General features: G+C 64.1%; 22 protein-coding genes. 14 read left to right on the forward strand and 8 right to left on the reverse strand.

The window, feature by feature from the left end; genetic code table 11:
• Nucleotides 1–9 precede the first annotated feature (9 nt).
• Nucleotides 10–1,074: an aa3-type cytochrome oxidase subunit II gene (ctaC, locus tag AOT96_RS27985; protein ID WP_030537048.1), complete on the reverse strand. Its 1,065-nt coding sequence runs from the start codon at nt 1,072–1,074 to the stop codon at nt 10–12.
• Nucleotides 1,075–1,393: 319 nt separating this feature from the next.
• On the opposite strand from ctaC, the gene asnB reads away from it, so the two are divergent.
• Complete coding sequence (asnB, locus tag AOT96_RS27990) at nt 1,394–3,319, forward strand: asparagine synthase (glutamine-hydrolyzing) (protein WP_065352590.1); 1,926 nt, start codon at nt 1,394–1,396, stop codon at nt 3,317–3,319.
• A gap of 63 nt (nt 3,320–3,382) precedes the next feature.
• Here asnB and AOT96_RS27995 read toward each other — a convergent pair whose 3' ends face one another.
• From AOT96_RS27995 to AOT96_RS28005, 3 genes are all read right to left on the reverse strand, one after another.
• Nucleotides 3,383–4,360: a carbohydrate kinase family protein gene (locus AOT96_RS27995; protein WP_003941700.1), complete on the reverse strand. Its 978-nt coding sequence runs from the start codon at nt 4,358–4,360 to the stop codon at nt 3,383–3,385.
• Between the two features lie 196 nt (nt 4,361–4,556).
• On the reverse strand, nt 4,557–4,907 hold the full coding sequence (locus tag AOT96_RS28000; protein ID WP_007730053.1) for a HesB/IscA family protein: 351 nt from the start codon (nt 4,905–4,907) through the stop codon (nt 4,557–4,559).
• A gap of 150 nt (nt 4,908–5,057) precedes the next feature.
• The gene (locus AOT96_RS28005; RefSeq protein WP_050655816.1) at nt 5,058–6,125 is read right to left on the reverse strand and encodes a glycerate kinase family protein; all 1,068 of its coding nucleotides are present in this window, start codon (nt 6,123–6,125) and stop codon (nt 5,058–5,060) included.
• Between the two features lie 134 nt (nt 6,126–6,259).
• Here AOT96_RS28005 and AOT96_RS28010 point away from each other — a divergent pair, with 134 nt between their 5' ends.
• The 6 genes from AOT96_RS28010 to AOT96_RS28035 all read left to right on the forward strand — a co-directional run bounded on the left by AOT96_RS28010 (nt 6,260) and on the right by AOT96_RS28035 (nt 11,374).
• Nucleotides 6,260–6,916: a DUF3043 domain-containing protein gene (locus tag AOT96_RS28010; RefSeq protein ID WP_007730051.1), complete on the forward strand. Its 657-nt coding sequence runs from the start codon at nt 6,260–6,262 to the stop codon at nt 6,914–6,916.
• Nucleotides 6,917–6,918: 2 nt separating this feature from the next.
• Complete coding sequence (gene cobU, locus AOT96_RS28015) at nt 6,919–7,506, forward strand: bifunctional adenosylcobinamide kinase/adenosylcobinamide-phosphate guanylyltransferase (protein WP_065352591.1); 588 nt, start codon at nt 6,919–6,921, stop codon at nt 7,504–7,506.
• 23 nt (nt 7,507–7,529) lie between these two features.
• Nucleotides 7,530–8,675, forward strand: coding sequence for a nicotinate-nucleotide--dimethylbenzimidazole phosphoribosyltransferase (cobT, locus tag AOT96_RS28020; protein WP_050793993.1), 1,146 nt, complete (start codon nt 7,530–7,532; stop codon nt 8,673–8,675).
• A gap of 2 nt (nt 8,676–8,677) precedes the next feature.
• Entirely contained in the window at nt 8,678–9,445 is a 768-nt protein-coding gene (locus AOT96_RS28025) for an adenosylcobinamide-GDP ribazoletransferase (protein WP_083197676.1), read from the forward strand.
• A gap of 9 nt (nt 9,446–9,454) precedes the next feature.
• Nucleotides 9,455–10,429, forward strand: a complete 975-nt coding sequence (locus tag AOT96_RS28030; protein WP_064113258.1) for a GlxA family transcriptional regulator — start codon at nt 9,455–9,457, stop codon at nt 10,427–10,429.
• Between the two features lie 123 nt (nt 10,430–10,552).
• Nucleotides 10,553–11,374: a dienelactone hydrolase family protein gene (locus tag AOT96_RS28035; RefSeq protein WP_082661511.1), complete on the forward strand. Its 822-nt coding sequence runs from the start codon at nt 10,553–10,555 to the stop codon at nt 11,372–11,374.
• Here the strand turns inward: AOT96_RS28035 and AOT96_RS28040 are convergent.
• Both AOT96_RS28040 and gcvT read right to left on the reverse strand, forming a co-directional pair.
• Nucleotides 11,368–12,471 carry a branched-chain amino acid aminotransferase gene (locus AOT96_RS28040; RefSeq protein WP_003941766.1) on the reverse strand — a complete coding sequence of 368 codons (1,104 nt, stop codon included), beginning with the start codon at nt 12,469–12,471 and terminating at the stop codon, nt 11,368–11,370. The genes AOT96_RS28035 and AOT96_RS28040 overlap by 7 nt on opposite strands.
• A gap of 32 nt (nt 12,472–12,503) precedes the next feature.
• A complete protein-coding gene (gcvT, locus tag AOT96_RS28045; protein WP_003941726.1) occupies nt 12,504–13,604 on the reverse strand; it encodes a glycine cleavage system aminomethyltransferase GcvT in 1,101 nt (366 codons plus the stop codon).
• A gap of 158 nt (nt 13,605–13,762) precedes the next feature.
• Between gcvT and AOT96_RS28050 the strand changes: the two genes are divergently transcribed.
• Nucleotides 13,763–15,280, forward strand: a complete 1,518-nt coding sequence (locus AOT96_RS28050; RefSeq protein WP_019748919.1) for a leucyl aminopeptidase — start codon at nt 13,763–13,765, stop codon at nt 15,278–15,280.
• 55 nt (nt 15,281–15,335) lie between these two features.
• Here the strand turns inward: AOT96_RS28050 and AOT96_RS28055 are convergent, their stop codons facing one another.
• Nucleotides 15,336–15,686, reverse strand: coding sequence for a hypothetical protein (locus AOT96_RS28055; protein ID WP_003941713.1), 351 nt, complete (start codon nt 15,684–15,686; stop codon nt 15,336–15,338).
• Nucleotides 15,687–16,050: 364 nt separating this feature from the next.
• Here AOT96_RS28055 and sucB point away from each other — a divergent pair, with 364 nt between their 5' ends.
• The 5 genes from sucB to AOT96_RS28080 all read left to right on the forward strand — a co-directional run bounded on the left by sucB (nt 16,051) and on the right by AOT96_RS28080 (nt 21,507).
• Nucleotides 16,051–17,814 (forward strand): 2-oxoglutarate dehydrogenase, E2 component, dihydrolipoamide succinyltransferase, encoded by a 1,764-nt coding sequence (gene sucB, locus AOT96_RS28060; RefSeq protein WP_065352957.1) that lies wholly within the window; start codon nt 16,051–16,053, stop codon nt 17,812–17,814.
• A 120-nt stretch (nt 17,815–17,934) separates the two neighbouring features.
• Nucleotides 17,935–18,822: a TIGR01777 family oxidoreductase gene (locus tag AOT96_RS28065; protein WP_007730042.1), complete on the forward strand. Its 888-nt coding sequence runs from the start codon at nt 17,935–17,937 to the stop codon at nt 18,820–18,822.
• Between the two features lie 29 nt (nt 18,823–18,851).
• Nucleotides 18,852–19,613 carry a lipoyl(octanoyl) transferase LipB gene (gene lipB, locus AOT96_RS28070; protein ID WP_003941602.1) on the forward strand — a complete coding sequence of 254 codons (762 nt, stop codon included), beginning with the start codon at nt 18,852–18,854 and terminating at the stop codon, nt 19,611–19,613.
• A gap of 51 nt (nt 19,614–19,664) precedes the next feature.
• On the forward strand, nt 19,665–20,675 hold the full coding sequence (lipA, locus tag AOT96_RS28075; protein WP_065352592.1) for a lipoyl synthase: 1,011 nt from the start codon (nt 19,665–19,667) through the stop codon (nt 20,673–20,675).
• Between the two features lie 76 nt (nt 20,676–20,751).
• Nucleotides 20,752–21,507 carry a DUF4191 domain-containing protein gene (locus AOT96_RS28080; RefSeq protein WP_003941625.1) on the forward strand — a complete coding sequence of 252 codons (756 nt, stop codon included), beginning with the start codon at nt 20,752–20,754 and terminating at the stop codon, nt 21,505–21,507.
• Between the two features lie 73 nt (nt 21,508–21,580).
• On the opposite strand, the gene AOT96_RS28085 is transcribed toward AOT96_RS28080, so the two are convergent.
• Nucleotides 21,581–22,054 carry an RDD family protein gene (locus AOT96_RS28085; protein WP_003941579.1) on the reverse strand — a complete coding sequence of 158 codons (474 nt, stop codon included), beginning with the start codon at nt 22,052–22,054 and terminating at the stop codon, nt 21,581–21,583.
• Between the two features lie 213 nt (nt 22,055–22,267).
• Here AOT96_RS28085 and glnA point away from each other — a divergent pair, with 213 nt between their 5' ends.
• Entirely contained in the window at nt 22,268–23,704 is a 1,437-nt protein-coding gene (gene glnA / locus AOT96_RS28090) for a type I glutamate--ammonia ligase (protein WP_065352593.1), read from the forward strand.
• Nucleotides 23,705–23,716 lie beyond the last annotated feature (12 nt).

The raw sequence follows: 23,716 nt of genomic DNA on the forward strand, positions 1-23,716 counted from the left end.
CTGGCCGGCTCAGTTGCCTGCAGTGGCGACGGTTGCCTGACGGTACTCGCGGTCGGTGTTGAACGGCGTGGTCGACGTAGCCACCGGCGACTGACCGATTGCCTGCAGAGCCTCAGCGGTCGTCAGACCACCCTTGCCCTCCGCGTCACCCTTGCGCAGTTCGATGTACTTGGCGAAGTCCTCGGGCGAAACCGCACGAACCTCGAAGTTCATCATCGCGTGGAACGTGCCACACATTTCTGCACAACGCCCGACGAACGCGCCTTCCTTCTCGATCTCACTGATCTGGAAGATGTTGTCCGAGTGGTTCTCCTTGGGGTTCGGGAGAACGTCGCGCTTGAACAGGAACTCAGGCACCCAGAAAGCGTGGATGACGTCCGAGGAAGCAAGTTCGAACTGGATCCGCTTGCCGGTGGGCAGAACGAGGATCGGGATCTCCTGGCTGGAGCCGACGGTCTCGATCTTGTCGTAGTGCAGGTAGCTCAGGTCCTCGGTGCTGTTGCCGTGGATCGGGCCGGGGACTTCTTCCCCGTGTTCGTTCACGGTGGAGCCCTCGGTCTTTGCAGCCTCTTCGGCCTCGACGTCGATTCCGTTGTACTTGGCGGAGCCGTCACCGAACTCGATGGAGCGGTAGCCGAACTTCCAGTTCCACTGGAAGGCCGTGACGTCTACGACGACGTCAGGATTGTCCGTCTTGTCCAGAACATGGTTCTGAACGATGACGGTGAAGTAGAAGAGAACCGCGATGATGACGAAGGGAACTGCCGTGTAACCGAGTTCGAGCGGCACGTTGTATGCCGTCTGACGCGGGAATTCCGGCGAGTCCTTCTTCTTGCGGTGGAAGATGACGGCCCAGAAGACCAGCCCCCACACCAGCACACCCATGACGAGGGCGGCTACAACCGACCACGTCCACAGCTCACGCATGCGCGTCGCCTCCGGGGTGATGCCCGAAGGCCACCCGAAACGAAGCACTTCGTTGTCGATGGAGCAACCCGACAGCAGCAAGGCAGCAATGCCCAGAGATACTGCCAGCCCCGCTCGCCGAAGGATCCGACCTTGCGCCACGTTCACGCCTTCCTGATCGCCACAAAATTCAACTAGGGCATGCCCGGAGGGAAGGCCCAATTACTACGCAGCGTAGACCAAAGCCGGGCGCTATCCATCCTCGGGTCCTCGCCCGTGTCGCGGCGGACGTCACACAGCTCTCTCAGGTGCTGCTCAGGAACGGCTCAGGTCGTTTCGGCGACGCACATCACGTCGATTCGTTCCGCCGCGATCGGCAGGGACGTCGATCTGCGGCATACTTTCGTCAAGAGTTCGTTGACCTCTCCCCGACACTCGTGTCCGGGAGCCTTCTGTACAAAAATTCTGAATCGAGGAACCGGACGCTGTGTGTGGACTGCTCGGGCTACTGACATCTGGCGGAACCAGCGAGGACGCCGTCTCGCGGGTCGACCAGGCGATGCATTGCCTTCGTCACCGCGGGCCGGACGAACACGGGACGTGGAACGACGATCACCTCGTCTTCGGGTTCAACCGCCTGGCGATCATCGACATCGCTCATTCCCACCAGCCGCTGCGTTGGGGCCCACCGGAGAACCCGGAGCGTTATGCGCTCACGTTCAACGGCGAGATCTACAACTACTTGGAGATCCGCGCCGAACTGGTCAAGGACCACGACGCCAAGTTCTTCACCGAGGGCGACTCCGAGGCCATCGTCGCTGCATTCCACTACTGGGGTGAGGACGCGGTCCGGCGCCTGCGCGGAATGTTCGCGTTCGCGATCTGGGACACCGACACACGCGAGCTGTTCATCGCGCGCGATCCGTTCGGGATCAAGCCGCTGTTCATCGCGACCGGCGACGGCGGCACCGCGTTCGGCAGCGAGAAGAAGAGCCTGCTCGAACTCACCGATCTGATCGGCATCGGTACCGAGCTGGATCCGCGTGCCATCGAGCACTACACCGTTCTGCAGTACGTACCGGAGCCGGAAACACTGCACAAGCAGATCCGACGCCTGGAGTCGGGCAGCTTCGCCCGGGTGCGTCCGGGCGAGGAGCCCACGTTCACGCGGTATTTCACGCCGAAGTTCCCGGCCAAGCCTTTTGCACCTGGCACCGAGAAGGCGCGCTACCAGGAAATCGCCGAGGCACTCGAGGATTCGGTCGCCAAGCACATGCGCGCCGACGTCACCGTCGGTTCGTTCTTGTCCGGTGGTATCGACTCCACGGCGATCGCGGCGCTGGCGATGCGCCACAACCCCAACCTGATCACCTTCACGACCGGTTTCGAACGTGAGGGCTATTCCGAGGTCGACGTCGCTGCAGAATCTGCCGCAGCGATCGGCGCGAAGCACGTCGTCAAGGTGGTCTCCCCCGCCGAGTTCGCCGCTGCCATTCCCGAGATCGTCTGGTACCTCGACGACCCGGTAGCCGATCCGGCATTGATTCCGCTGTGGTTCATCGCGAAGGAAGCGCGCAAGCACGTCAAGGTCGTGCTGTCCGGCGAGGGTGCCGACGAGCTGTTCGGCGGCTACACGATCTACCGTGAGCCGTTGTCGCTCAAGCCTTTCGAGTACCTCCCCAAGGGACTGCGTCGGGCTGCCGGCAAGTTGTCCGAACGCATCCCGGACGGCACTCGCGGCAAGAGTCTGCTCAACCGCGGTTCCTTGACGCTCGAGGAGCGCTACTACGGAAATGCTCGTAGCTTCAACGACGCTCATCTCCGCGCCGTCCTGCGCGATTTCCGCCCCGAGTGGACTCACCAGGACGTCACTGCGCCGATCTACGCGCAGTCACGGGACTGGGATCCGGTTGCGCGGATGCAGCATCTCGACCTGTTCACCTGGCTGCGCGGCGACATCCTCGTCAAGGCAGACAAGATGACGATGGCCAACTCGCTGGAACTGCGTGTGCCGTTCCTCGATCCCGAGGTCTTCGACGTCGCGTCACGCGTACCGCTCGATCAGAAGATCACGAAGGACACGACCAAGTACGCACTGCGCCAGGCCCTGGAAGGCATTGTGCCGCACCATGTTCTGCACCGCGCGAAGCTCGGATTCCCGGTTCCCCTGCGCCATTGGCTGCGCGGCACCGAACTCTTCGACTGGGCACATCTGCAGATCGAAGAGTCGGGAACCGACCACATCTTCGACAAGCAGGCCGTCGTGAAGATGCTCAACGATCACCGCGAGGGCGTGTCCGACCACAGCCGACGCCTGTGGACCGTCCTGACCTTCATGGTCTGGCACGGAATCTTCGTGGAGAAGCGCATCGTGCCGCAGATCCAGGAACCGGTGTACCCGGTCAATATCTAGGCCTTCGGCCCCGTGAGCGGTTAGGGAGTCTCCGAACTCCTCAACCACTCACGGGGCGGAGCCCTACTTCGGCAGGATCGTCGCGATCTCGTCCGCTGCCGCGCTGCCGTATGCGTCGGTAAGGCGCTTGAGTGCCTCGTCGCGATTGAACACCCACTCCTGCGTTCCCACGGTCTCGAGAATCAACACAGCGACCAAAGATCCCAACTGTGCAGCACGCTCGAAGCTCAGACCGGCGCCGTGTGCGAGCAGGAACCCGGCGCGGAAGCCGTCGCCAACGCCCGTCGGATCCACCTTGCCGGTCTCGGGCACTACGTCGACGCGCACCCAATTGCCTTCGGCGTCAACAATTTCCACACCCTTGGAGCCGAGGGTGGTGACACGGATGCCGACCTGCGCGCGGATCTCTTCCTCGCTCAGACCAGTCTTCTGCTGAAGAAGACCCCACTCGTACTCGTTGGTGAACAAGTACTTCGCGCCGTGAATGAGCGCCTTGGCCTCGTCACCGGACAGGCGGGCAAGCTGCTGCGACGGATCCGCTGCGAACGGAATCCCGAGCAGACGGCATTCGTCGGTATGGCGAACCATGGCCTCGGGGTCGTTGGCGCCGATCAGCACCAACTCGACTGCGCCTGCAGTCTTGGCCACTGCCGCGAGTTCGATCTCGCGAGCCTCGCTCATCGCACCGGGGTAGAACGACGCGATCTGCGCCATGTCCTCGTCGGTGGTGCACACGAAACGCGCCGTATGTGCCTTGTCCGAGATACGGACCGCGCTGCAGTCGACGCCGTTGTCCTCGAGCCACGTGCGGTACTCGGCGAAGTCGGCACCGACTGCGCCGACGAGTAGCGGGGACCCACCGAGCACGCCCATGGCGTAAGCGATGTTGCCGCCGACACCACCGCGGCGAATCACGAGATCGTCGACCAGGAAACTCAGCGAAACGTGGGCGAGCTGATCGGCGAGGAGCTGATCGGCGAAGCGGCCGGGGAAGCGCATCAAGTGGTCGGTGGCGATGGAACCGGTTACCGCAATAGTCACGGATCGTGGCCTTTCAGCGAAGTGAGTACAAGAATGAAAGAGGAGCAAAAGTTCACGTTACCGCCCGTAGCGCCGTCATCGGCGTCCGAGCTGTCGGATCGGAACGGTCTACGTACGAGTCACCACAAACAACTGACGCGAAACCGAATGTCGGTTCCGCGTCAGTTGTTCGTGAATTGAGTTGTGATCGACAGACTCAGTTGAACGAGTCACCGCAGGCGCAGGAGCCTGTTGCATTGGGGTTGTCGATCGAGAAGCCCTGCTGCTCGATGGTGTCGAGGAAGTCGATGGACGCACCTTCGACGTACGGCGCGCTCATCCGGTCGACAACCAGATTGACGCCGTTGAAGTCGACAGTGAGGTCACCGTCGAGCGTGCGGTCGTCGAAGAACAGCTGGTACTTCAGTCCGGCACAGCCGCCGGGCTGCACTGCAATACGCAGCGCGAGGTCGTCGCGACCCTCCTGATCGAAGAGTGCCTTCGCCTTGGCGGACGCGGCCTCGGTCATCTTGACGCCGTGGGTGGCGGTCTCGTTCTGCACAGTCATGGGCTCTCCCTAATGTTCGTACCAACCCGTGAACGCTTCAACGGTACGCCGCTGCCGACTTATTCCCGCCAGTCCTTTACCGGGTGCGATTCGTCTTCATCCTATCCGGTCTTCCCGACACGGCAACGGCGCGTCGACGCTTGTGGATCCTCAGCTCCGGACGCCGCGCCAGATGTTCCACTCGCGTGCCGTGTGTTCGGCGAGTCCCTCGAGACACGCCGACGCTTCCTCCATCGCACGTTCCACCGACCCGGCGAAATCCGTCACCGACTTCGCCGCGACTATCGAGGTCGACGCATAGTCCGCCTCGTCGAGCGTCACCTGGCCGGCAAAGACGAGCGTCGGAACGCCGTGTGCTGCCCCCGCCGAAGCGAGCGTTGTGACGAGTTTGCCGCGCAGAGATTGGTGGTCGAACTTGCCTTCGCCCGTGATCACCAGGTCAGCGGAAGCCAGTAGCGCGGCTTGTCCGGTGCGATCCGCGACGACGTCGGCCCCGGATCGCCGCTGTGCACCGAGCGCAAAGAGCGCGGCACCGATACCACCCGCGGCGCCGGCACCCGGAAAATTCGACACTCGTTTTCCGGTGACGGACTCCAACTGTTCGGCCCATCTCGCGTTCCGCGCTTCGAGGACAGCGACGGCTTCGGCGTCGGCACCCTTTTGCGGGCCGAACACCGCTGCCGCACCGTGCTCGCCGAGAAGTACGTGTTCGACGTCGGTGGCGGCGAACAACTGAGTGCCTGCCGTAGCCGCCGCTGCAACCTCCAGGCCGCCCAGCGCCTCCACCAGTCCACGTCCCCCGTCGGTGCAGCAACTCCCACCGAGTCCGACGACAACCGTCTTCACGCCTGCCTCGAGCGCGACAGCGATCAGCTCTCCCACACCGAGACTGTGCGCGGCGAGTGCAGTGTCCCGCGTCGGCGGACCTCCGAGCAGGCCGAGCCCGACGGCCTCGGCGGACTCGATGTACGCCGTGTCCGAATCGAACAGCCACGTGGCGTCGACGGCGGCGGTCAAAGGCCCGGACACCCGTGCAGTCCGGATGTCGCCCCCAGCCGTGGCCAAGACGTCGACGAAACCCGGCCCACCGTCGGATTGTGGCGCGGTGACAACGTCGTCTTCGGGTCGGCCACGTCGCCAACCGGCAGAAATGGACTCAGCCGCCTCCACGGCCGTCAACGTCTCACCGAACGAATCTGGAGCAACTATTACCCGCATAGCCGAAGTCTAAGAGTCCCGAATGACCCCGATGTTTCACGATCTCGCGCGTTTCAGTGCCTCGGGCGATCGGGTTTTTCAGAAAGACCGAGGTCGGTTTCCCAGACCGTGCACTTATCCAATAGCCTGGAGGTGTGAAATTGCTACGCCGCGGTGACTCAGACAACTCCGACAAACGTGACGTCGAGGGCACTGAGGCATCCTCGGCCTCCGAAGAGGCGCCCATCGAGCAGGTGGGCAAGGGCCGCCCCACACCCAAGCGTCGTGACGCCGAGGCGAAGAGGCGTGGCCCCGTTGCCCCTGCCCCGCTGACCGCGAAGGAAGCCCGCGCCCGCCGTAAGGCGACCCGCGGCTCCAAGGAGGACCGCAAGGCCGAAGCCGCCGAGCGTCGCGCATCGTCGGCAGACCGCCGCGCCCGCATGCTCGCCGGCGAGGACAAGTACCTGCTCCCCCGCGACAAGGGACCGGTTCGCGCCTACGTCCGTGACTTCATCGACGCTCGCCGCAACCTCGTCGGGCTGTTCATGCCGCTCGCATTGATCCTCATCATGACGATGTTCGTCACGCCCGCACTCCAGCAGATCGTCACGCTGGCAATGCTCGTGATGATGCTCTTCATGGTCGGTGAAGGCATCTGGCTCGGTCGCATGATCAACAACCGCGTCGCCGAGCGCTTCCCCGACAGCACCGACGGCGGATTCAAGCTCGGCTGGTACGCGTTCGTTCGCGCGTCGCAGATCCGTAAGCTGCGCGCACCGAAGCCTCGTGTGGGGCCGGGCGACGCAATCTGAGCGTGACGAACACGTATAGAACTTTGGTCCTCGGCGGCGCGCGGTCTGGTAAGTCCGCGCACGCCGAGGATTTGGTTTGTGGAGGCCACCTACCCGAAAGTTCGGCACCGGTCCGGTACCTGGCGACAGCCAGACGTGATGTCTCCGACGCAGACTGGGAGAGCCGGATCGACCAGCACCGCAACAGACGGCCCTCCCATTGGTCGACGGTCGAAACCGCAGATGCCGGCGATCTCGCGGCGCAGCTCGAAAGCGATTCACACACAGCGACGTTGGTCGACGATCTGGGAACGTGGCTGACCGCGGAACTCGATCGGCAAGGCGCCTGGGACGCTCCGCGCGGCACCGTCACTCCCGCTGCGGACAGCCTGGTCGCCAGTGTCGAGAACTATCGCGGACACCTGGTGCTGGTCAGCCCCGAAGTGGGTTTGGCCGTCATCCCCGAGACGCGGTCCGGACGATTGTTCCGCGACGAGATCGGCACTCTCAACGCTCGTATCGCCGGGGTGTGCGATCGTGTCGTACTAGTGGTTGCAGGGTTACCGCTCATCTTGAAAGATACTGCTGCACAACCGGAAGGCACGATGTGAGTACCGAGGCCAATCCAGGGGCCATTTCAGGGGCGAATCCAGATGCCAACCCTGACGTCGCGCCAGTCAGTAGCGCCGACTTCGAACCCGTCACCCCGCCCGACCGCGAGGTGCGAGCGCAGGCCGATGCGCGTCAGCGTGATCTGACCAAGCCGGCCGGTTCGCTGGGCCGACTGGAGGCTCTCGCCGGCTGGGCATCAGCCTGCCAAGGAGTTTGTCCCCCACACGCTTTCGCTCGGCCTCGCGTCGTCGTGTTCGCGGGTGATCACGGAATCGCCCGCAACGGCGTCTCCGCCTATCCGCCGGAAGTGACCGCACAGATGGTCGCCAACTTCCTCGGGGGCGGCGCGGCAGTCAACGTCCTCGCCGAGGTTGCCGGCGCCACGGTACGCGTCGTCGACATCGCAGTGGACGGCGATACCGATCCGTCCGTCTCGAACCACAAGGTGCGCAGGTCTTCCGGGTCCATCGACCGCGAAGACGCCATGTCGAACGAGGAAACCCTTCAGGCCATCGCCGCCGGCCGAGCGATCGCGGACGAGGAAATCGACGGGGGCGCAGATCTTCTCATCGCCGGCGACATGGGCATCGGCAATACGACGCCCGCAACCGTACTCATCGCCGCACTCACGGACAGTGAACCCGTCGCGGTCGTGGGTCGAGGTACCGGTATCGACGACGCCGGATGGATCCGCAAGACCGCAGCGATTCGCGACGCTCTCCGGCGTGCCCGTCCGCACGTTCGCGACACAGTCGCGCTGCTGCGCACGTCTTCGGGTGCCGACCTCGCCGCGATGGCCGGCTTTCTGGCCCAGGCAGCTTCGCGTCGCACGCCGGTGATCCTCGACGGCGTTGTGGTCACCGCAGCCGCCATGGTTGCCGACGAACTGGCTTTCGGCGCACGTGAATGGTGGGTCGCCGGACACCGCTCCACCGAACCTGCCCACACCATCGCATTGACCCGAATGGGTCTCGACCCGATCGTCGAGTTCGACATGCGTCTCGGTGAAGGTTCAGGTGCAGTCACAGCTCTCCCGATTCTTCAGGGCGCAGTGGCAATCCTGGGCAAGATGGCGACATTCTCCGAAGCCGGTGTCAGCACTCAGGGCAGCGCACCTGCCGACGAACCGGAGTCGATCGACCTGACCAAGACCGATACGGCGGAGTGAGCGTGGCGGGCCCGCTGTCCGGAGTGCCGCTGGCCTTCTCGTGGCTGACGGTCCTTCCGGTTCGTGGTCCCTCCGACATCGATCGAACTGCCGGCCGTCGCGCCATCGCGGCAGCTCCGCTCACCGGGATCGCTCTCGGCATTGCCGCGACGTTTCTGCTCTGGGGCACAACCAGTATCGGCCTGAATCCCTATCTCGCAGGCTTGCTGACGGTCGGTGCGCTCGCTCTCGGGACACGCGGGATGCACGTGGACGGACTGGCAGACTCCGTCGACGGACTGGGTTGTTACGGTCCACCGGAGCGCGCCCGCGAAGTCATGCACAGCGGCGGTGCCGGACCGTTCGGGGTCGCGGCGCTGTTCATCTTCCTCGGGCTGCAATCGGTCTCCTTCGGCGTCCTCGCTGTTGCCGACTCCCCCACGCAGTGGATCGCCGTTCTCGTATCTGTCGCTGCGGGTCGTGTGGCCGTCGTTTTTGCCTGCCGCCGAGGTATTCTCGCGTCGAGCCCGAGCGGATTCGGTGCGCTCGTCGCCGATTCACAACCGCTGTGGGCCGCAATCGTGTGGTCGGTTCCGCTGATCGCCGCTTCCGGCTTTGCCGCCGACCGGTGGTGGCTCGGCCCTCTCGTGACCGCGTCGGCGCTGGTGATCAGTGTGCTGTGCGTGCGTCACTGCGTCCGTAGATTCGGCGGACTCAACGGAGACGTTCTCGGATTCGCACTCGAACTCACTGTGACGCTTACGGCCGTCGGCCTCACTCTCGGACTGTGATCCGACGTCGTGCGAGTAGGTGTCCTTGCGTACGAAGGTTGCCTCGCGGCCGAGATCTTCGTTTTCACCGACCTTCTCCTGATCGCCAATCGCGTCGCTGATGGAGCGCCCGCCGACCCCTTCGAGGTATCGGTCATCGCAGCGTCCCGCACGCCCGTCGTTGCGGCAGGTGGATTTTCGCTCGGCGTGCAGGAGGGGCATCACGACATCGATCACCTGGTTGTGCCGGGGTTCGAACTCGTGCCGTCCGAAGACCCTGCGACGCGCTTGTCGCTGTGGGAGGGAGAAATCGAGTTCATCCGTGCGTGCGAGGCGCACGGCGTTCGGGTGTCGTCAGTCTGCGTCGGCGCGTATCTGCTGGGCGAGGCGGGACTGCTCGACGGACGCCGATGTACGACGTCGTGGCTGTACGGTGCGGACCTCGCGAGTCGTTACCCCGGTGCGACGGTTCGAACCGACTCGTTGATCGTCCAGGACGACGGCGTCACCACCACTGCTGCGTTCACCGCCGCGCTCGACCTCGCAACAGCACTCGTGCGCGAGCATCTCGGCGACAAGATTGCGCGAAGGACTGCAAGAATTACTCTGGCGCCGGAAAACCGAACCAGTCAATCTCCGTACATCGTCGACTCGATGCTGCCCGCCAAACACACACAGTTTGCCGACGACGTCGGAAGGTGGCTGGTCGAACGGATGGCGGAGCCTTACGACTTGGATCTGCTGTCGGGTGCTTTTCGTGTCAGCACCCGAACCATGCTTCGGAAGTTCAAGGACGAGACCGGGGAATCGCCGCGCAGTTATCTGCAGCGTGCACGGATCCGAAAAGCGAAACGGTTGTTGGAATCGACCGACTGGTCTCTCGGAAAGATCCTGGGGCACATCGGCTATCAGGATCCTGGAACCTTCCGTCGCCTGTTCACCGACCGCGTCGGCATCAGCCCGGCCGACTACCGAAAGCGATTCCGCAACGGCGGCGCCGGATAGGTGCGAGGCGAGCCCGCCCGAAAACATGGCGAACCGCCCTCTTCTGTAGTCGATCCCGCGCCGAAAGACTGTGCAGAGGAATTGTTTCGACTACTGAGAGGGCTCACCGTGCCGAACCGGAGCATGACCGAAGACGATCCGCTCGAAGACTTCGACCGTCGAACGATCACCATCGACGCAGTGGCGAAGTCCGTGTACGTGGCCGGCACCGGTCCCGCAGTAATCGTCATGCCGGAGATGCCGGGCATCAGCCCGCATGTAGCGCGATTCGCCCGCTGGGTGCGCGACGCCGGTTTCACTGTCTTCGTTCCGTCACTGTTCGGCCGCGACGGCGCGGTCCCCACAGTGAACGAGGGGCTGACGGTGTTCAAGAGAGCCTGCGTCAGTGCAGAATTCCGCACCCTCGCTGCCGACGAACCGAGTCCGGCGGTCCGTTGGCTGCGTTCACTCGCCGCTTCCGCCCATGAGGAGAGCGGCGGACCTGGCGTCGGCGTGATCGGAATGTGCTTCACCGGTAACTTCGCGTTGTCGATGATGCTCGAACCCTCGGTCATCGCGCCGGTTCTCGCCCAACCGTCGTTACCGCTCGATCGACCGGACGAAACCGACAACGGGCCCGAAGAACTCGAAGCCGTGCGCTCGAGACTCGAGGCCGAAGACCTCACGGTGCTTGCATACCGCTTTCGAGGTGACTCGTTCTGCCGCGCACAACGATTCGCCGCCTATTCGAAGGCCTTGGGCGAGCGCTTCGTCGGGAAGGTACTACCCGACGAAGCGGCCAACGCGACAACGTCGCCGTTCTTCGAACACGTCATTGCCAATCCACACAGCGTGGTGACGGCTCATCTCGTCGACGAGGCGGGATCGCCCACCACCGTCGCACGAGACGAGATTCTGCAGTTCTTCCGGGAGCGATTGCTCGCGGAACGAACCAGCGATCAGTGAAGTTTCGTCATCCAGCCGTGGGTGTCGGCGAAGGTTCCGCGCTGGATACCCGTGAGGGTGTCGCGCAGTGCCATCGTCACCTCACCCGGCTCGCCGTCGGCGATGGTGAACTCGCCCTCGGCGGACTTGACGCGTCCGACGGGGGTGATGACTGCTGCTGTGCCGCAAGCGAAGACCTCGGTGATTTCACCACTCTTGCACTTAGTGCGCCATTCGTCGGTGCTGATCTTGCGCTCCTCGACGGCGAAACCGGAATCGGCGGCAAGGGCGAGCAACGAGTTGCGCGTGATGCCTGGCAACAACGAACCGGACAGCGACGGCGTCACGAGGCGAGCGTCGGGGCCCGAGCCGAAGACGAAGAACAGGTTCATTCCACCCATTTCCTCGACGTACGTGCGCTCGATGGCGTCGAGCCAGACCACCTGGTCGCACCCCTCGTCGGCGGCTTGCGCCTGGGCGAGGAGTGAAGCGGCGTAGTTGCCGGCGAACTTGGCCGCGCCGGTACCACCGGGGGCCGCGCGAACGTATTCGGTGGACAGCCACACACTGACCGGCTTGACGCCGCGCGGGAAGTACGCACCGGCAGGCGAGGCAATCAGCAGGTAGCGGTACTCGTCGGCGGGACGGACACCGAGTCCGGCTTCGGTGGAGAACATGAACGGACGGAGGTAGAGCGCGTCCTCGCCACCGGCTGCGGGAACCCAGTCGAGATCGACGTCGATCAGTTCGGTGATGGAATCGATGAACATCTGCGACGGGAGCTCCGGCATGGCCAGACGGCGCGCAGATGCCGCGAAACGCTCGGCGTTGGCCTCGACGCGGAACGAGCTGATCTCGCCACCCGGCTGACGGTATGCCTTGAGGCCCTCGAAGATGGCCTGTCCGTAGTGCAAAACCATTGCGGCCGGATCGAGCTCGATGTTTCCGTACGGCAACACCTGGGCGTCGTGCCAGCCCTTGCCCGCGGTGTAGTCGATCGAGACCATGTGGTCGGTGAAGTGCCGCCCGAAGCCGGGCGCCGCCAAAATGTCACGGCGCTCGGCGTCGGACTTCGGGGACGAGCTCTGAACACGAACGAAATCGGCGGCACCTGTCATGGGCGCAATCCTATCGAACGTGAAAAAGCTCTCTACTTGGTGTTGGTCTCCACGAACGGAGGAGACACCACGACGCACCGAAGAGCACGACCACGGACGTCGACTTCGATCTCGTCGCCGGCCGAGACATTGGCACCGGAATCGAGGAGCGCCAACGCAATTCCCACTTTGAGCGAGGGCGAAAACGTCCCCGAGGTGGTCTCGCCGATTGCCTCGCCGTCACGCAGAACACCGAGCCCGGCACGAAGCACGCCGCGATCGAGAGCCTTGATCCCCCAGAGTTTGCGAGCCGGGCCGGCAGCCTTCTCGTCGGTCAAGGTCTCTTTGCCCCAGAATGTCGGCTTCTTCCAACCGATCGCCCATCCGCAGCGCGCTTCGAGCGGAGAAATCTCAAGCGAAAGCTCATGCCCGTGCAGTGGATACCCCATCTCGGTACGAAGAGTGTCACGGGCGCCGAGTCCGGCGGCCTGCCCACCCTCGGCGCGCACTGCCTCGAGAAGCGCGCGGAACAACGGCTCGCTGTCCTCCCACCGCGGCAGGAGTTCGTAGCCGACCTCACCGGTGTAACCGCTGCGGCACACACGAACAGGCACGCCGTTCCATTCCGCATCTTCGTACGCCATGTACTCGATCTCGGTGGGAAGTCCCAGAGCGGTCAGAACCGCCACCGATTTCGGACCCTGCACAGCCAGCACACCGTAGGCACGATGCTGATCCTCGACGGTGATTCCGTCCGGTGCGAGGGCGACCAGAGCCGCAACGACGTCCGCGGTATTGGCTGCGTTCGGGACGAGGAAGATTTCGTCGTCGCTGACGTAGTACGCAATGAGGTCGTCGATGACACCACCGGACTCGTTGCAGCACAACGTGTACTGAGCCTTACCCGGCCCGATCTTGTTCAAATCGTTGGTCAGTGCGGAGTTCACGAATTCCGCGGCGCCCGCGCCACGCACGACGGCCTTGCCGAGGTGACTGACGTCGAAGAGTCCGACATTCTCACGCACAGAGGTGTGTTCGGCCACGACGCCGGCGTACGAAACCGGCATCTGCCACCCCCCGAACGGCGCGAACGTCGCGCCGAGTTCGACGTGGACGGGGTGGATCGGGCCCTGCAACAGTTGTTCGTCGGTCATGGCCCACAACCTATCGGACTTCGCCGATCGAAACATGTCCGCAGCGAGAGCTCACCCGGCCGTGACGATCGCCCGTCCGCAAACTGCAAAGGGCCTAACATCGACTCAGGCATCCGCCAGAACCGGACGCATCGCACACTCACCTCACAGGAGACACCTTGAGCACTCGCACAGCCCGATCGTTGGGACCCGACCTCGTTCTCGCCGGCACAGTCGCCAAGCGCGCAGAGATACTGGTCGTCGGTCTGACGTCGGGTCCGGACGGCCCCGAAATCGCACTCAGCGAAGGCATCGTCGCCGAAGACGTACTCGCCGAGATCCTCGACAGCCTCATCGCCGTCGGCGCCACGGGCAAGCCCGAGCAGCTCACTCGTGTCCCGGCACCGAGCGAACTGTCGGTCACCAGCGTTCTCGCCGTCGGACTCGGCTCTGCCGACAAGCTCGGCAGCGAGCAGATCCGTAAGTCCGCCGGCGCCGCAGCTCGCTCGTTGTCCGGCATCGACACCGTCGCAACCACGCTCTCGATCCTCGACCTCGGTGCAGCCGCCGAGGGATTTGCGTTGGGCGCGTACAGCTTCACCGAATTCAAGTCGTCCATGACGGCTCCCGGTCCCGATTCGCAGCCACTGGCCCGCGTCGAACTTCTGGTGCCGTCGCCGCGCACGAAGGAGACCAAAGCGACGCTGGCACGGTCGGCCGCCATCGCCGAGGCCGTCGCCACCGCACGCGAGTTCGTCAACACTCCCCCGAGCCACCTCTACCCCGCCGAGTTCGCCGCGCGCGCGAAGGCACTGGGCGTCGAGGCCGGGCTCACCGTCCAGGTTCTCGACGAGAAGGCACTCGAGAAGGGTGGCTACGGCGGAATCATCGGCGTCGGCAAGGGCTCGTCACGCCAGCCGCGTCTCGTCCGCCTCGAATACGCGTCGAAGAAGCGTGGTGCCCGCAAGGTCGCACTGGTGGGTAAGGGCATCACCTTCGACACCGGCGGAATCTCCATCAAGCCCGCCGCCGGTATGGAGAACATGACCTCGGACATGGGCGGCGCCGCAGCCGTCATCTCCACCGTCGTGCTTGCCGCCAAGCTCGGCCTGCCCGTCAACGTCGTCGCATACGTACCGATGGCCGAGAACATGCCGTCCGCGACCGCCCAGCGTCCCGGCGACGTGCTGACCCAGTACGGCGGAATCACCATCGAGGTCGTCAACACCGACGCCGAGGGCCGTTTGATTCTTGCCGACGCGATGGTTCGCGCGGGTGAGGACGATCCCGACTACATGATCGACACCGCCACCCTGACCGGTGCGCAGATGGTCGCGCTCGGCAACCGCACCCCCGGAGTCATGGGCACCGACGAGTTCCGTGACCGCGTCGCCTCCATCTCGCAGAGCGTCGGCGAGAACGGCTGGGCCATGCCGCTGCCGGAGGAATTGCGCGGAGATCTCGACTCCAAGGTCGCCGACATGGCCAATGTCACCCCACACCGCTGGGGCGGCATGCTGGTCGCAGCTCACTACCTCAAGGAATTCGTTCCCGAGGGTGTCCAGTGGGCGCACATCGACGTCGCGGGGCCGGCCTACAACACGTCAGGGCCGTGGGGTTACACCGGCAAGGGCGGTACCGGCGTTCCCGTTCGCACGATGATCTCGGTCCTGGAGGACATCGCGGTAAACGGCTGACCCCTTGCTGTGCGCCTTTATTAACCCCCCGCGGTTAATAAAGGCGCACAGCAGTTCAGGCGCCGTCGCGCAATTCCTGCTCTCGGGCCCGCTTGCGTTCGATTCGCTTACGTTCGTCGTGATCGCGCATACGCTGCGGATATCCCGTCTTGCGGACGTCGTAGACCGGGATCTTCAGGTCCTGTCCCAATTTGCGGGCACCACGTTCGCCGCCGACACGACGACGAGTCCACTCCCCGTCCTTCGCAACCAGGACGACGGTCACCTCGGTCACCGTCGTCTGCGGTTCCACATAGGCTTCGACGCCTTCGTGCGAGTGCGCCCAATTCGCCAGATGATCCGCATCACTCTGCGCTGCGGCCTGAGCCGCACTCGGCGGACGCTTGAAACGATCGAACAGTCCCACGGTCGTACCCTCCTCGGTACCGACGCCGCGGATGCACCCCGGCGATATGTCAAGTTTGCCAGGCGATGTCCGTTGTGCCTGCGCACGACATACCGTTTGGTCCGCTTACGACGTTACAGCCGGACCCCCGACGCATACCTACTCGCCAGTAGCCGACACACCCGAAACGGACGGCATCCCCCTCATCGGACACGCCCGGCGTATCAATGGAAAGATGAACGACGGTGACGCCGCGCTCGCGCGTCGACATCGGCAAAATAGCTACAAGTAGCCGCACGTCGCGCGCCACTCGAGCACAATGCATTACGACCACAAGTCGACAAAATTCAACAACCCGAACACAACTGTCGAGGAGTCAAAAGACATGGCCTTCTCCGTCCAGATGCCAGCCCTAGGTGAGAGCGTCACCGAGGGAACTGTCACACGGTGGCTCAAGCAGGAAGGAGACACGGTCGAAGTCGACGAACCCTTGCTCGAAGTCTCCACGGACAAGGTCGACACCGAGATTCCGTCTCCCGTCGCCGGCGTCCTGACCAAGATCGTCGCGCAGGAAGACGACACCGTGGAAATCGGTGGCGAGCTCGCCCAGATCGGTGAAGCCGGCGAAGCCGCAGCACCCGCGGCAGAGGCACCCGCCCCCGCCGCCGAGGAAGCTCCCGCCGAGGAAGCGCCGGCTGCCGAAGCTCCCGCTGAAGAAGCTCCCGCTGCCGAGGCACCCGCTGCTTCGAGCGGTTCCGCTGAAGGTACCGCCGTGACGATGCCCGCCCTCGGCGAGTCCGTCACCGAAGGCACCGTCACCCGCTGGCTCAAGGCTGTCGGCGACGAGGTTGCCGTCGACGAGGCGCTGCTCGAGGTCTCGACCGACAAGGTCGACACAGAGATCCCGTCCCCCGTCGCCGGAATCCTGCTCGAGATCAATGCGCAGGAAGACGACACCGTCGAGATCGGTGGCCAGCTGGCCGTCGTCGGCTCCGGCGCACCCGCCGCGGCACCGGCACCCAAGGCCGCTCCCGCAGCACCGGCAGCACCCCCTGCCCCCAAGGCCGAAGCTCCGAAGGCCGAAGCACCCAAGGCCGAAGCACCCAAGGCTGAAGCACCCAAGCCTGCCGCCGCACCGGCCGCACCCGCTCCGAAGCCTGCTGCGGCTCCCGCACCGGCGGCTGCCCCCGCAGCGTCCGGTGACAGCAGCCCGTACGTCACCCCGCTCGTGCGCAAGCTCGCCACGGACAACGGCGTCGACCTCGCGACCGTCACCGGCACCGGCGTCGGCGGCCGCATCCGCAAGCAGGATGTGCTCGCCGCTGCGGAGGCCAAGAAGGCTCCCGCCGCCGCTGCTCCTGCTGCAGCACCCGCGGCCGCACCGGCCGCCACCGCAGCCGCAGGCGTCCGACCCGAACTGGCACACCTGCGTGGAACCACGCAGAAGGCCAACCGTATTCGGCAGATCACGGCCACCAAGACACGTGAGTCGCTGCAGAACACCGCTCAGCTCACGCAGACCTTCGAGGTGGACGTCACCAAGATCGTCGCCCTGCGGGCCCGTGCCAAGGCCGGCTTCATCGAGCGCGAAGGCGTCAACCTGACGTTCCTTCCGTTCTTCGCCAAGGCAGTCGTCGAGGCGCTGAAGTCGCACCCGAACATCAACGCAAGCTACGACGAGGCTGCCAAGCAGATCACCTACTACGACGCTGAACACCTCGGCATCGCAGTGGACACCGATCAGGGCTTGCTCTCCCCCGTCATCCACAACGCCGGCGATCTCGGCCTGGCCGGCCTGGCCCGAGCCATCGCCGACATCGCCAAGCGTGCACGCTCGGGTGGCCTGAAGCCGGACGAGCTCTCGGGTGGCACCTTCACCATCACCAACATCGGCAGCCAGGGCGCGCTGTTCGACACCCCGATCCTGGTACCGCCGCAGGCGGCCATGCTCGGAACCGGCGCGATCGTCAAGCGCCCGATGGTGGTCACCGACGAGAACGGCAACGAGTCCATCGGCGTTCGCTCGATGATCTACTTGCCGCTGACCTACGATCACCGTCTGGTCGACGGCGCCGACGCCGGCCGATTCCTCACCACTGTTAAGCAGCGGTTGGAAGAAGCCTCGTTCGAAGCTGATCTGGGCCTGTAAGCAACTGCTCGGCCGGCCGGGGCGTCATCTCCATCAGGAGGTGGCGCCCCGGCTTTTTCAGTACGGTCGGAGATATACGTTCGGATATCGAAGCACGCTGAATCGAAGGAGGCTTTCCGAATGCGAGTAGTCATCGCCGGCTCGTCCGGTTTGATCGGAACGGCCTTGGTGTCATCGTTGCGCTCCGACAACCACGACGTGGTGCGTCTGGTGCGACGCTCGACCGCCGGCCCCGACGAATCGCGTTGGGACCCGGACCACGACCGTCTGGACCTCTCCGTCCTGCAGGGCGCCGACGCCGTCGTGAACCTCTGCGGCGTCGGCATCGGTGACAAACGGTGGTCGGGTTCCTACAAGCAAGCGATCCGTGACAGCCGCATCGTCGCGACCGACGTCTTGGCCGAAGCGGTCGCGAGTGAGAAGGTTCCCGTCCTCGCCAACGCGAGCGCCGTCGGCTATTACGGCGACACCGGCGACAAGATCGTCGACGAGGATTCGCCGGCAGGCACAGACTTTCTCGCCACGACGTGTCGCGATTGGGAACTTGCCACCGAACCGGCGCGTGCGGCGGGTGCCCGCGTCGTCAATCTGCGGTCCGGCGTCGTGATTTCACCTCATGGGGGCATGCTCGGTCGGCTTCGGCGCCTTTATTCGTTCGGCCTCGGCGGGCGACTGGGCAACGGTCGCCAGTACTTTCCGTGGATCTCACTCGAGGACGAGTGCGACGCGATCAAGTTCGCGCTCACGAATTCCGAACTCTCCGGTCCCGTCAACCTGACCGGTCCGGCCCCTGTCACCAATGCCCAGTTCAATGACGCCATGTCCCGTGCGGTCCACCGCCCGGCTCCCTGGATCGTTCCCGGGTTCGCACTCGAAGCGTTGATCGGAGAATTCGCCAAGAGCGGCATCCTCGGTGGCCAGCGCGCCATTCCCGCAGCTTTGGAAAAGGCGGGATTCTCTTTCCGCCACAACACGATCGGCGAAGCGCTGGCGGCCGCACTCGGTTGATTCCGAAGTCGGGCGTAATCTCTACGTCCATGAGCAGCGCTGCCGTTTCCGCCCGGTTCTCGAAACTGCCGATCGCCGTCGAGCAACTCGGTTCGATCGACTACAACGCCGCGTGGGACCGCCAGCGTGAGCTCGCGGCAGCGCGGGCGGACGACATCGGACCGGACACGCTACTGCTCCTCGAACACCCGCCGGTGTACACGGCAGGACGACGCACGGAACCCGAAGATCGTCCCGTCGACGGCACGCCTGTCATCGACGTCGACCGCGGCGGGAAGATCACCTGGCACGGCCCCGGCCAGCTGGTGGGATATCCGATCGTGAAACTGGCCGAGCCCATCGACGTGGTGCGGTATGTCCGACGCATCGAGGAAGCACTGATCACGGTGTGCACGGACCTCGGCCTGAACTGCGGGCGCATCGACGGCCGCTCCGGCGTCTGGCTGCCCGCCGAACTCGCAAACGGGCAATGGAAGCCCGAGCGCAAGGTTTCTGCCATCGGCGTGCGCGTGCAACGGGGCGTGGCACTGCACGGCTTCTCCCTGAACTGCAATTCGGTCCTGACCGGATTCGACAACATCATTCCCTGCGGCATCCGTGACGCCGGGGTCACGACGCTGTCGCATGAACTCGGTCGCGACGTCACCGTGGACGAAGTCACTCCCGCTGTGACCGAGGCAGTGATCGCTGCTCTCGACGGAACCATGCCCGTCACCGAACGGAACGTAGAGCGCGTCACCTTCGAAAGCGCCTCGCCTACTCCGACTTTTACTACCGTTCAGTACAGCTGACGGGCTCGCCCGAACCCCGTTGCAGTAATCACCGGGCGTAGGATCACTGTCGTGACTATCGCCCCAGAAGGACGTAAGCTGCTCCGTCTCGAGATCCGAAACGCGGAGACGCCCATCGAACGCAAACCCAACTGGATCAAGACCCGAGCAAAGATGGGCCCCGAGTACACGGAGCTCAAGGGCCTGGTCAAGCGTGAAGGTTTGCACACCGTCTGCGAGGAAGCGGGCTGCCCCAACATCTACGAGTGCTGGGAAGACCGCGAAGCCACGTTCCTGATCGGCGGTGAGCAGTGCACACGCCGCTGCGACTTCTGCCAGATCGACACCGGCAAGCCCGAAGCCCTCGACCGCGACGAGCCCCGTCGCGTCGCGGAAAGCGTTCAGGCCATGGGCCTTCGGTACTCCACGATCACCGGCGTCGCCCGCGACGACCTCCCCGACGGCGGCGCCTGGCTCTACGCCGAGACCGTCCGCAAGATCCACGAACTCAACCCGGGCACCGGCGTCGAGAACCTGGTTCCGGACTTCAACGGCAAGCCCGAACTGCTCGACGAGGTCTTCGCCTCACGCCCCGAGGTACTCGCACACAACCTCGAGACCGTCCCCCGCATCTTCAAGCGGATCCGTCCGGCATTCCGGTACCAGCGCAGCCTCGACGTCATCACCGCAGCACGCGACTACGGACTGGTCACCAAGTCCAACCTGATCCTCGGCATGGGCGAAACCCCTGAAGAGGTCACCGAGGCGATGGCAGATCTCCACGCCGCCGGTTGCGACATCCTCACCATCACCCAGTACCTGCGCCCCTCGCCCCGGCACCACCCCGTCGAGCGGTGGGTCAAGCCCAAGGAGTTCGTCGCACACTCGAAGGCTGCAGAAGAGATGGGCTTCGCCGGCGTCATGGCCGGTCCGTTGGTTCGCTCGTCGTACCGCGCCGGCCGCCTGTATGCGCAGGCCATGGCACATCACGGCCGCGAACTTCCCGAGGCGCAGCGTCATCTGACCGAGGGCGGCGACGCTTCCCAGGAAGCCAGCTCACTCATGGCGCGCCTGAATCGCTGATCCACTTTTTGCTGTGCGCCTTTATTAACCGCGGGCGGTTAGTAAAGGCGCACAGCAATGGACGTATCCTGGGTACATGGCGAACGGCAGCAAATCCGGTAAGGGCAAACCCACCAAAGAGGCAAAGGCTGCAGCGAAGGCTGCCCGCAAGCAGGCTTCCAAGGAACGTAGAACTCAGCTCTGGCAGGCATTCCAGATGCAGCGCAAGGACGACAAGCTCCTCCTGCCGCTGATGATCGGCACCCTCGTCGGTGCGGCTCTGGTCTTCTTCCTGGTCGGCCTCATCTGGGGCCTTCAGTGGTTCCTGCTGCCGATCGGCATCGTTCTCGGTCTCCTCGGCGCCTTCATCATCTTCGGTCGTCGCGTCCAGAAATCGGTGTACAAGAAGGCTGAAGGTCAGGCCGGTGCCGCTGCGTGGGCGCTCGACAACATGCAGGGTGCGTGGCGCGTCACGAATGCCGTCGCCGGCACTACCCAACTCGATGCCGTTCACCGCGTCGTCGGACGGCCGGGTGTCATCCTCGTCGCCGAAGGTTCGCCGCAACGCGTCAAGGGCCTCCTCGCGCAGGAGAAGAAGAAGACCGCCCGCCTCATCGGCGACACCCCGATCTACGACATCATCATCGGCAACGACGAGGGCCAGGTTCCGCTCTCGCAGCTCCAGCGCTACTTGAACAAGTTGCCCCGCAACATCGACACCAAGCGCATGGACAACATCGAAGGTCGCCTCGCTGCACTGAGCGCACGCGGCGGCGGAGCAGCGCTTCCCAAGGGCCCGATGCCCGGAGGCGCGAAGATGAAGGGAATGCAGCGAACCATTCGTCGTCGCTGACACTCCCCCACAGCAAAACGAAAGACCCGGGCCCACACGGACCCGGGTCTTTCTTTACTTCGAGAAATTTGTGTCAGCGCGATTTCACGAGCAAAGTGCCGGTCGCGCGGTCCTGCATACCGCGACCGTCGATGTCGGTGATGGTCGCGGGAATCACGAACACAAGCAGTGCCTGACGTCCGAGCGCGCGCACGAAGCCCACTCGGATCGGGCCTTCGATACGCGCAACCTGAAGTCCGAGGACGAACTGCCCCGGGGTGAAGTTGAACAGAGCCACGGTGACGACACCGACGGCGAACCACACCATCAGCGTGACAGTCGAGGTCATACCGTCGAAGAAGTCGCCGGTGATGAGCGAGGCCACTCCCACAGCCATCACCCAATCCACCAACAGTGCCGCGATACGACGGCCCGAACCGACCAGCGAACCCGGACCCTCCTGAGGGAAACCGAGGAGCTCGCCACGGTACGACTGCTCACGGCCGTCCGCGCTCTTCGGCAAAGCTGCTTGCGGCCCAGAGAGCCAAGTTCCGGTGATACGTGCCATGCTGTCCAGGATAGGCGTCGCAGCACCGTAGTCCAGATTTGCCGGGTTTTAACTGTGTGGCCGGTCACATGGACTTCGGAAATCCCCAGGATGCTGCGACGCGTAACACTGCCGAAACAAAGGGTTGACGAGCGGGCAACACCAGCTCCCTACCGTCTGCCTCGACGGATTCAACCGACATCACTTGGCTGAAGCGACTTAAGGAGCACAAGCGTGGCGTTCACCACGGCCGAAGAGGTCATCAAGTACATCGCGGACGAGAACATCGAGTACGTCGACATTCGGTTCAGCGACCTGCCCGGCGTCCAGCAGCACTTCTCGATCCCGGCGTCTGCTTTCAACCAGGACGTGTTCGAGGACGGCCTCGCATTCGACGGATCTTCGGTCCGCGGATTCCAGTCGATCCACGAGTCCGACATGATGTTGCTTCCCGACGTCACCACGGCGCAGATCGACCCCTTCCGCAAGGCGAAGACCCTCAACATCAACTTCTTCGTGCACGACCCGTTCACCCGTGAGTCCTACAGCCGCGACCCGCGCAACGTTGCCCGCAAGGCCGAGGAGTACTTGGTCAGCACCGGCATCGCGGACACCGCATTCTTCGGCGCCGAGGCCGAGTTCTACATCTTCGACTCGGTTCGCTACGACTCCGGCATGAACTCCGCTTTCTACGAATTGGATTCCATCTCCGGTTCCTGGAACACCGGCGCAGAGACCAACGCCGACGGCTCCCCGAACCTCGGCTACAAGGTTCGCGCCAAGGGTGGCTACTTCCCCGTCGCTCCGTACGACCACTACGTGGACCTGCGCGACGAAATCTCCACCAACCTGACCAACGCAGGCTTCGAGCTCGAGCGCGGCCACCACGAGGTCGGCACCGGCGGACAGCAGGAGATCAACTACAAGTTCAACACGCTGCTCGCAGCGGCCGACGACCTGCAGCTATTCAAGTACATCGTCAAGAACACCTGCTGGCAGCACGGCAAGTCCGCCACCTTCATGCCGAAGCCGCTCTTCGGTGACAACGGTTCGGGCATGCACGTCCACCAGTCCCTGTGGAAGGACGGCAAGCCCCTCTTCCACGACGAGTCCGGCTACGCGGGCCTCTCGGACATGGCTCGCCACTACATCGGCGGCATCCTGCACCACGCTCCGTCGCTGTTGGCCTTCACCAACCCGACGATCAACTCGTACCACCGTCTGGTGCCGGGCTACGAAGCCCCCATCAACCTCGTGTACAGCCAGCGCAACCGCTCGGCAGCTGTCCGTATCCCGATCACGGGCAACAACCCGAAGGCAAAGCGTCTCGAGTTCCGCGCACCCGACTCCTCGGGTAACCCGTACCTCAACTTCGCTGCACAGATGATGGCCGGCCTGGACGGCATCAAGAACAAGATCGAGCCGATGGCTCCGGTCGACAAGGACCTCTACGAGCTTCCCCCGGAGGAGGCTCGCAACATCCCGCAGGCTCCGACCAGCCTCGAGACGGTCATCAACCGCCTCGAAGCCGATCACGAGTACCTGACCGAGGGTGGCGTCTTCACCACCGACCTGATCGAGACCTGGATCTCGCTCAAGCGCGAGCAGGAAATCGCTCCGGTCAACCTGCGTCCGCACCCGTACGAGTTCGATCTCTACTACGACGTGTGATCCAAAGAGGTC

Source organism: Rhodococcus sp. 008 (genome assembly GCF_001682295.1).
GTDB classification, from domain to species: Bacteria; Actinomycetota; Actinomycetes; order Mycobacteriales; family Mycobacteriaceae; genus Rhodococcus_F; species Rhodococcus_F qingshengii.

Bases quoted from the DNA above. Each gene is read 5' to 3' on its own strand.
- AOT96_RS28000 (WP_007730053.1), bottom strand. From the start codon at position 4,907: ATGACTGTGCAGAACGAGACCGCCACCCACGGCGTCAAGATGACCGAG.
- AOT96_RS28005 (WP_050655816.1), bottom strand. From the start codon at position 6,125: ATGCGGGTAATAGTTGCTCCAGATTCGTTCGGTGAGACGTTGACGGCC.
- gcvT (WP_003941726.1), bottom strand. From the start codon at position 13,604: ATGACCGACGAACAACTGTTGCAGGGCCCGATCCACCCCGTCCACGTC.
- AOT96_RS28065 (WP_007730042.1), top strand. From the start codon at position 17,935: ATGCGAGTAGTCATCGCCGGCTCGTCCGGTTTGATCGGAACGGCCTTG.
- AOT96_RS28080 (WP_003941625.1), top strand. From the start codon at position 20,752: ATGGCGAACGGCAGCAAATCCGGTAAGGGCAAACCCACCAAAGAGGCA.
- lipB (WP_003941602.1), top strand. From the start codon at position 18,852: ATGAGCAGCGCTGCCGTTTCCGCCCGGTTCTCGAAACTGCCGATCGCC.
- AOT96_RS28085 (WP_003941579.1), bottom strand. From the start codon at position 22,054: ATGGCACGTATCACCGGAACTTGGCTCTCTGGGCCGCAAGCAGCTTTG.
- AOT96_RS28040 (WP_003941766.1), bottom strand. From the start codon at position 12,471: ATGACAGGTGCCGCCGATTTCGTTCGTGTTCAGAGCTCGTCCCCGAAG.
- sucB (WP_065352957.1), top strand. From the start codon at position 16,051: ATGGCCTTCTCCGTCCAGATGCCAGCCCTAGGTGAGAGCGTCACCGAG.
- AOT96_RS28035 (WP_082661511.1), top strand. From the start codon at position 10,553: ATGACCGAAGACGATCCGCTCGAAGACTTCGACCGTCGAACGATCACC.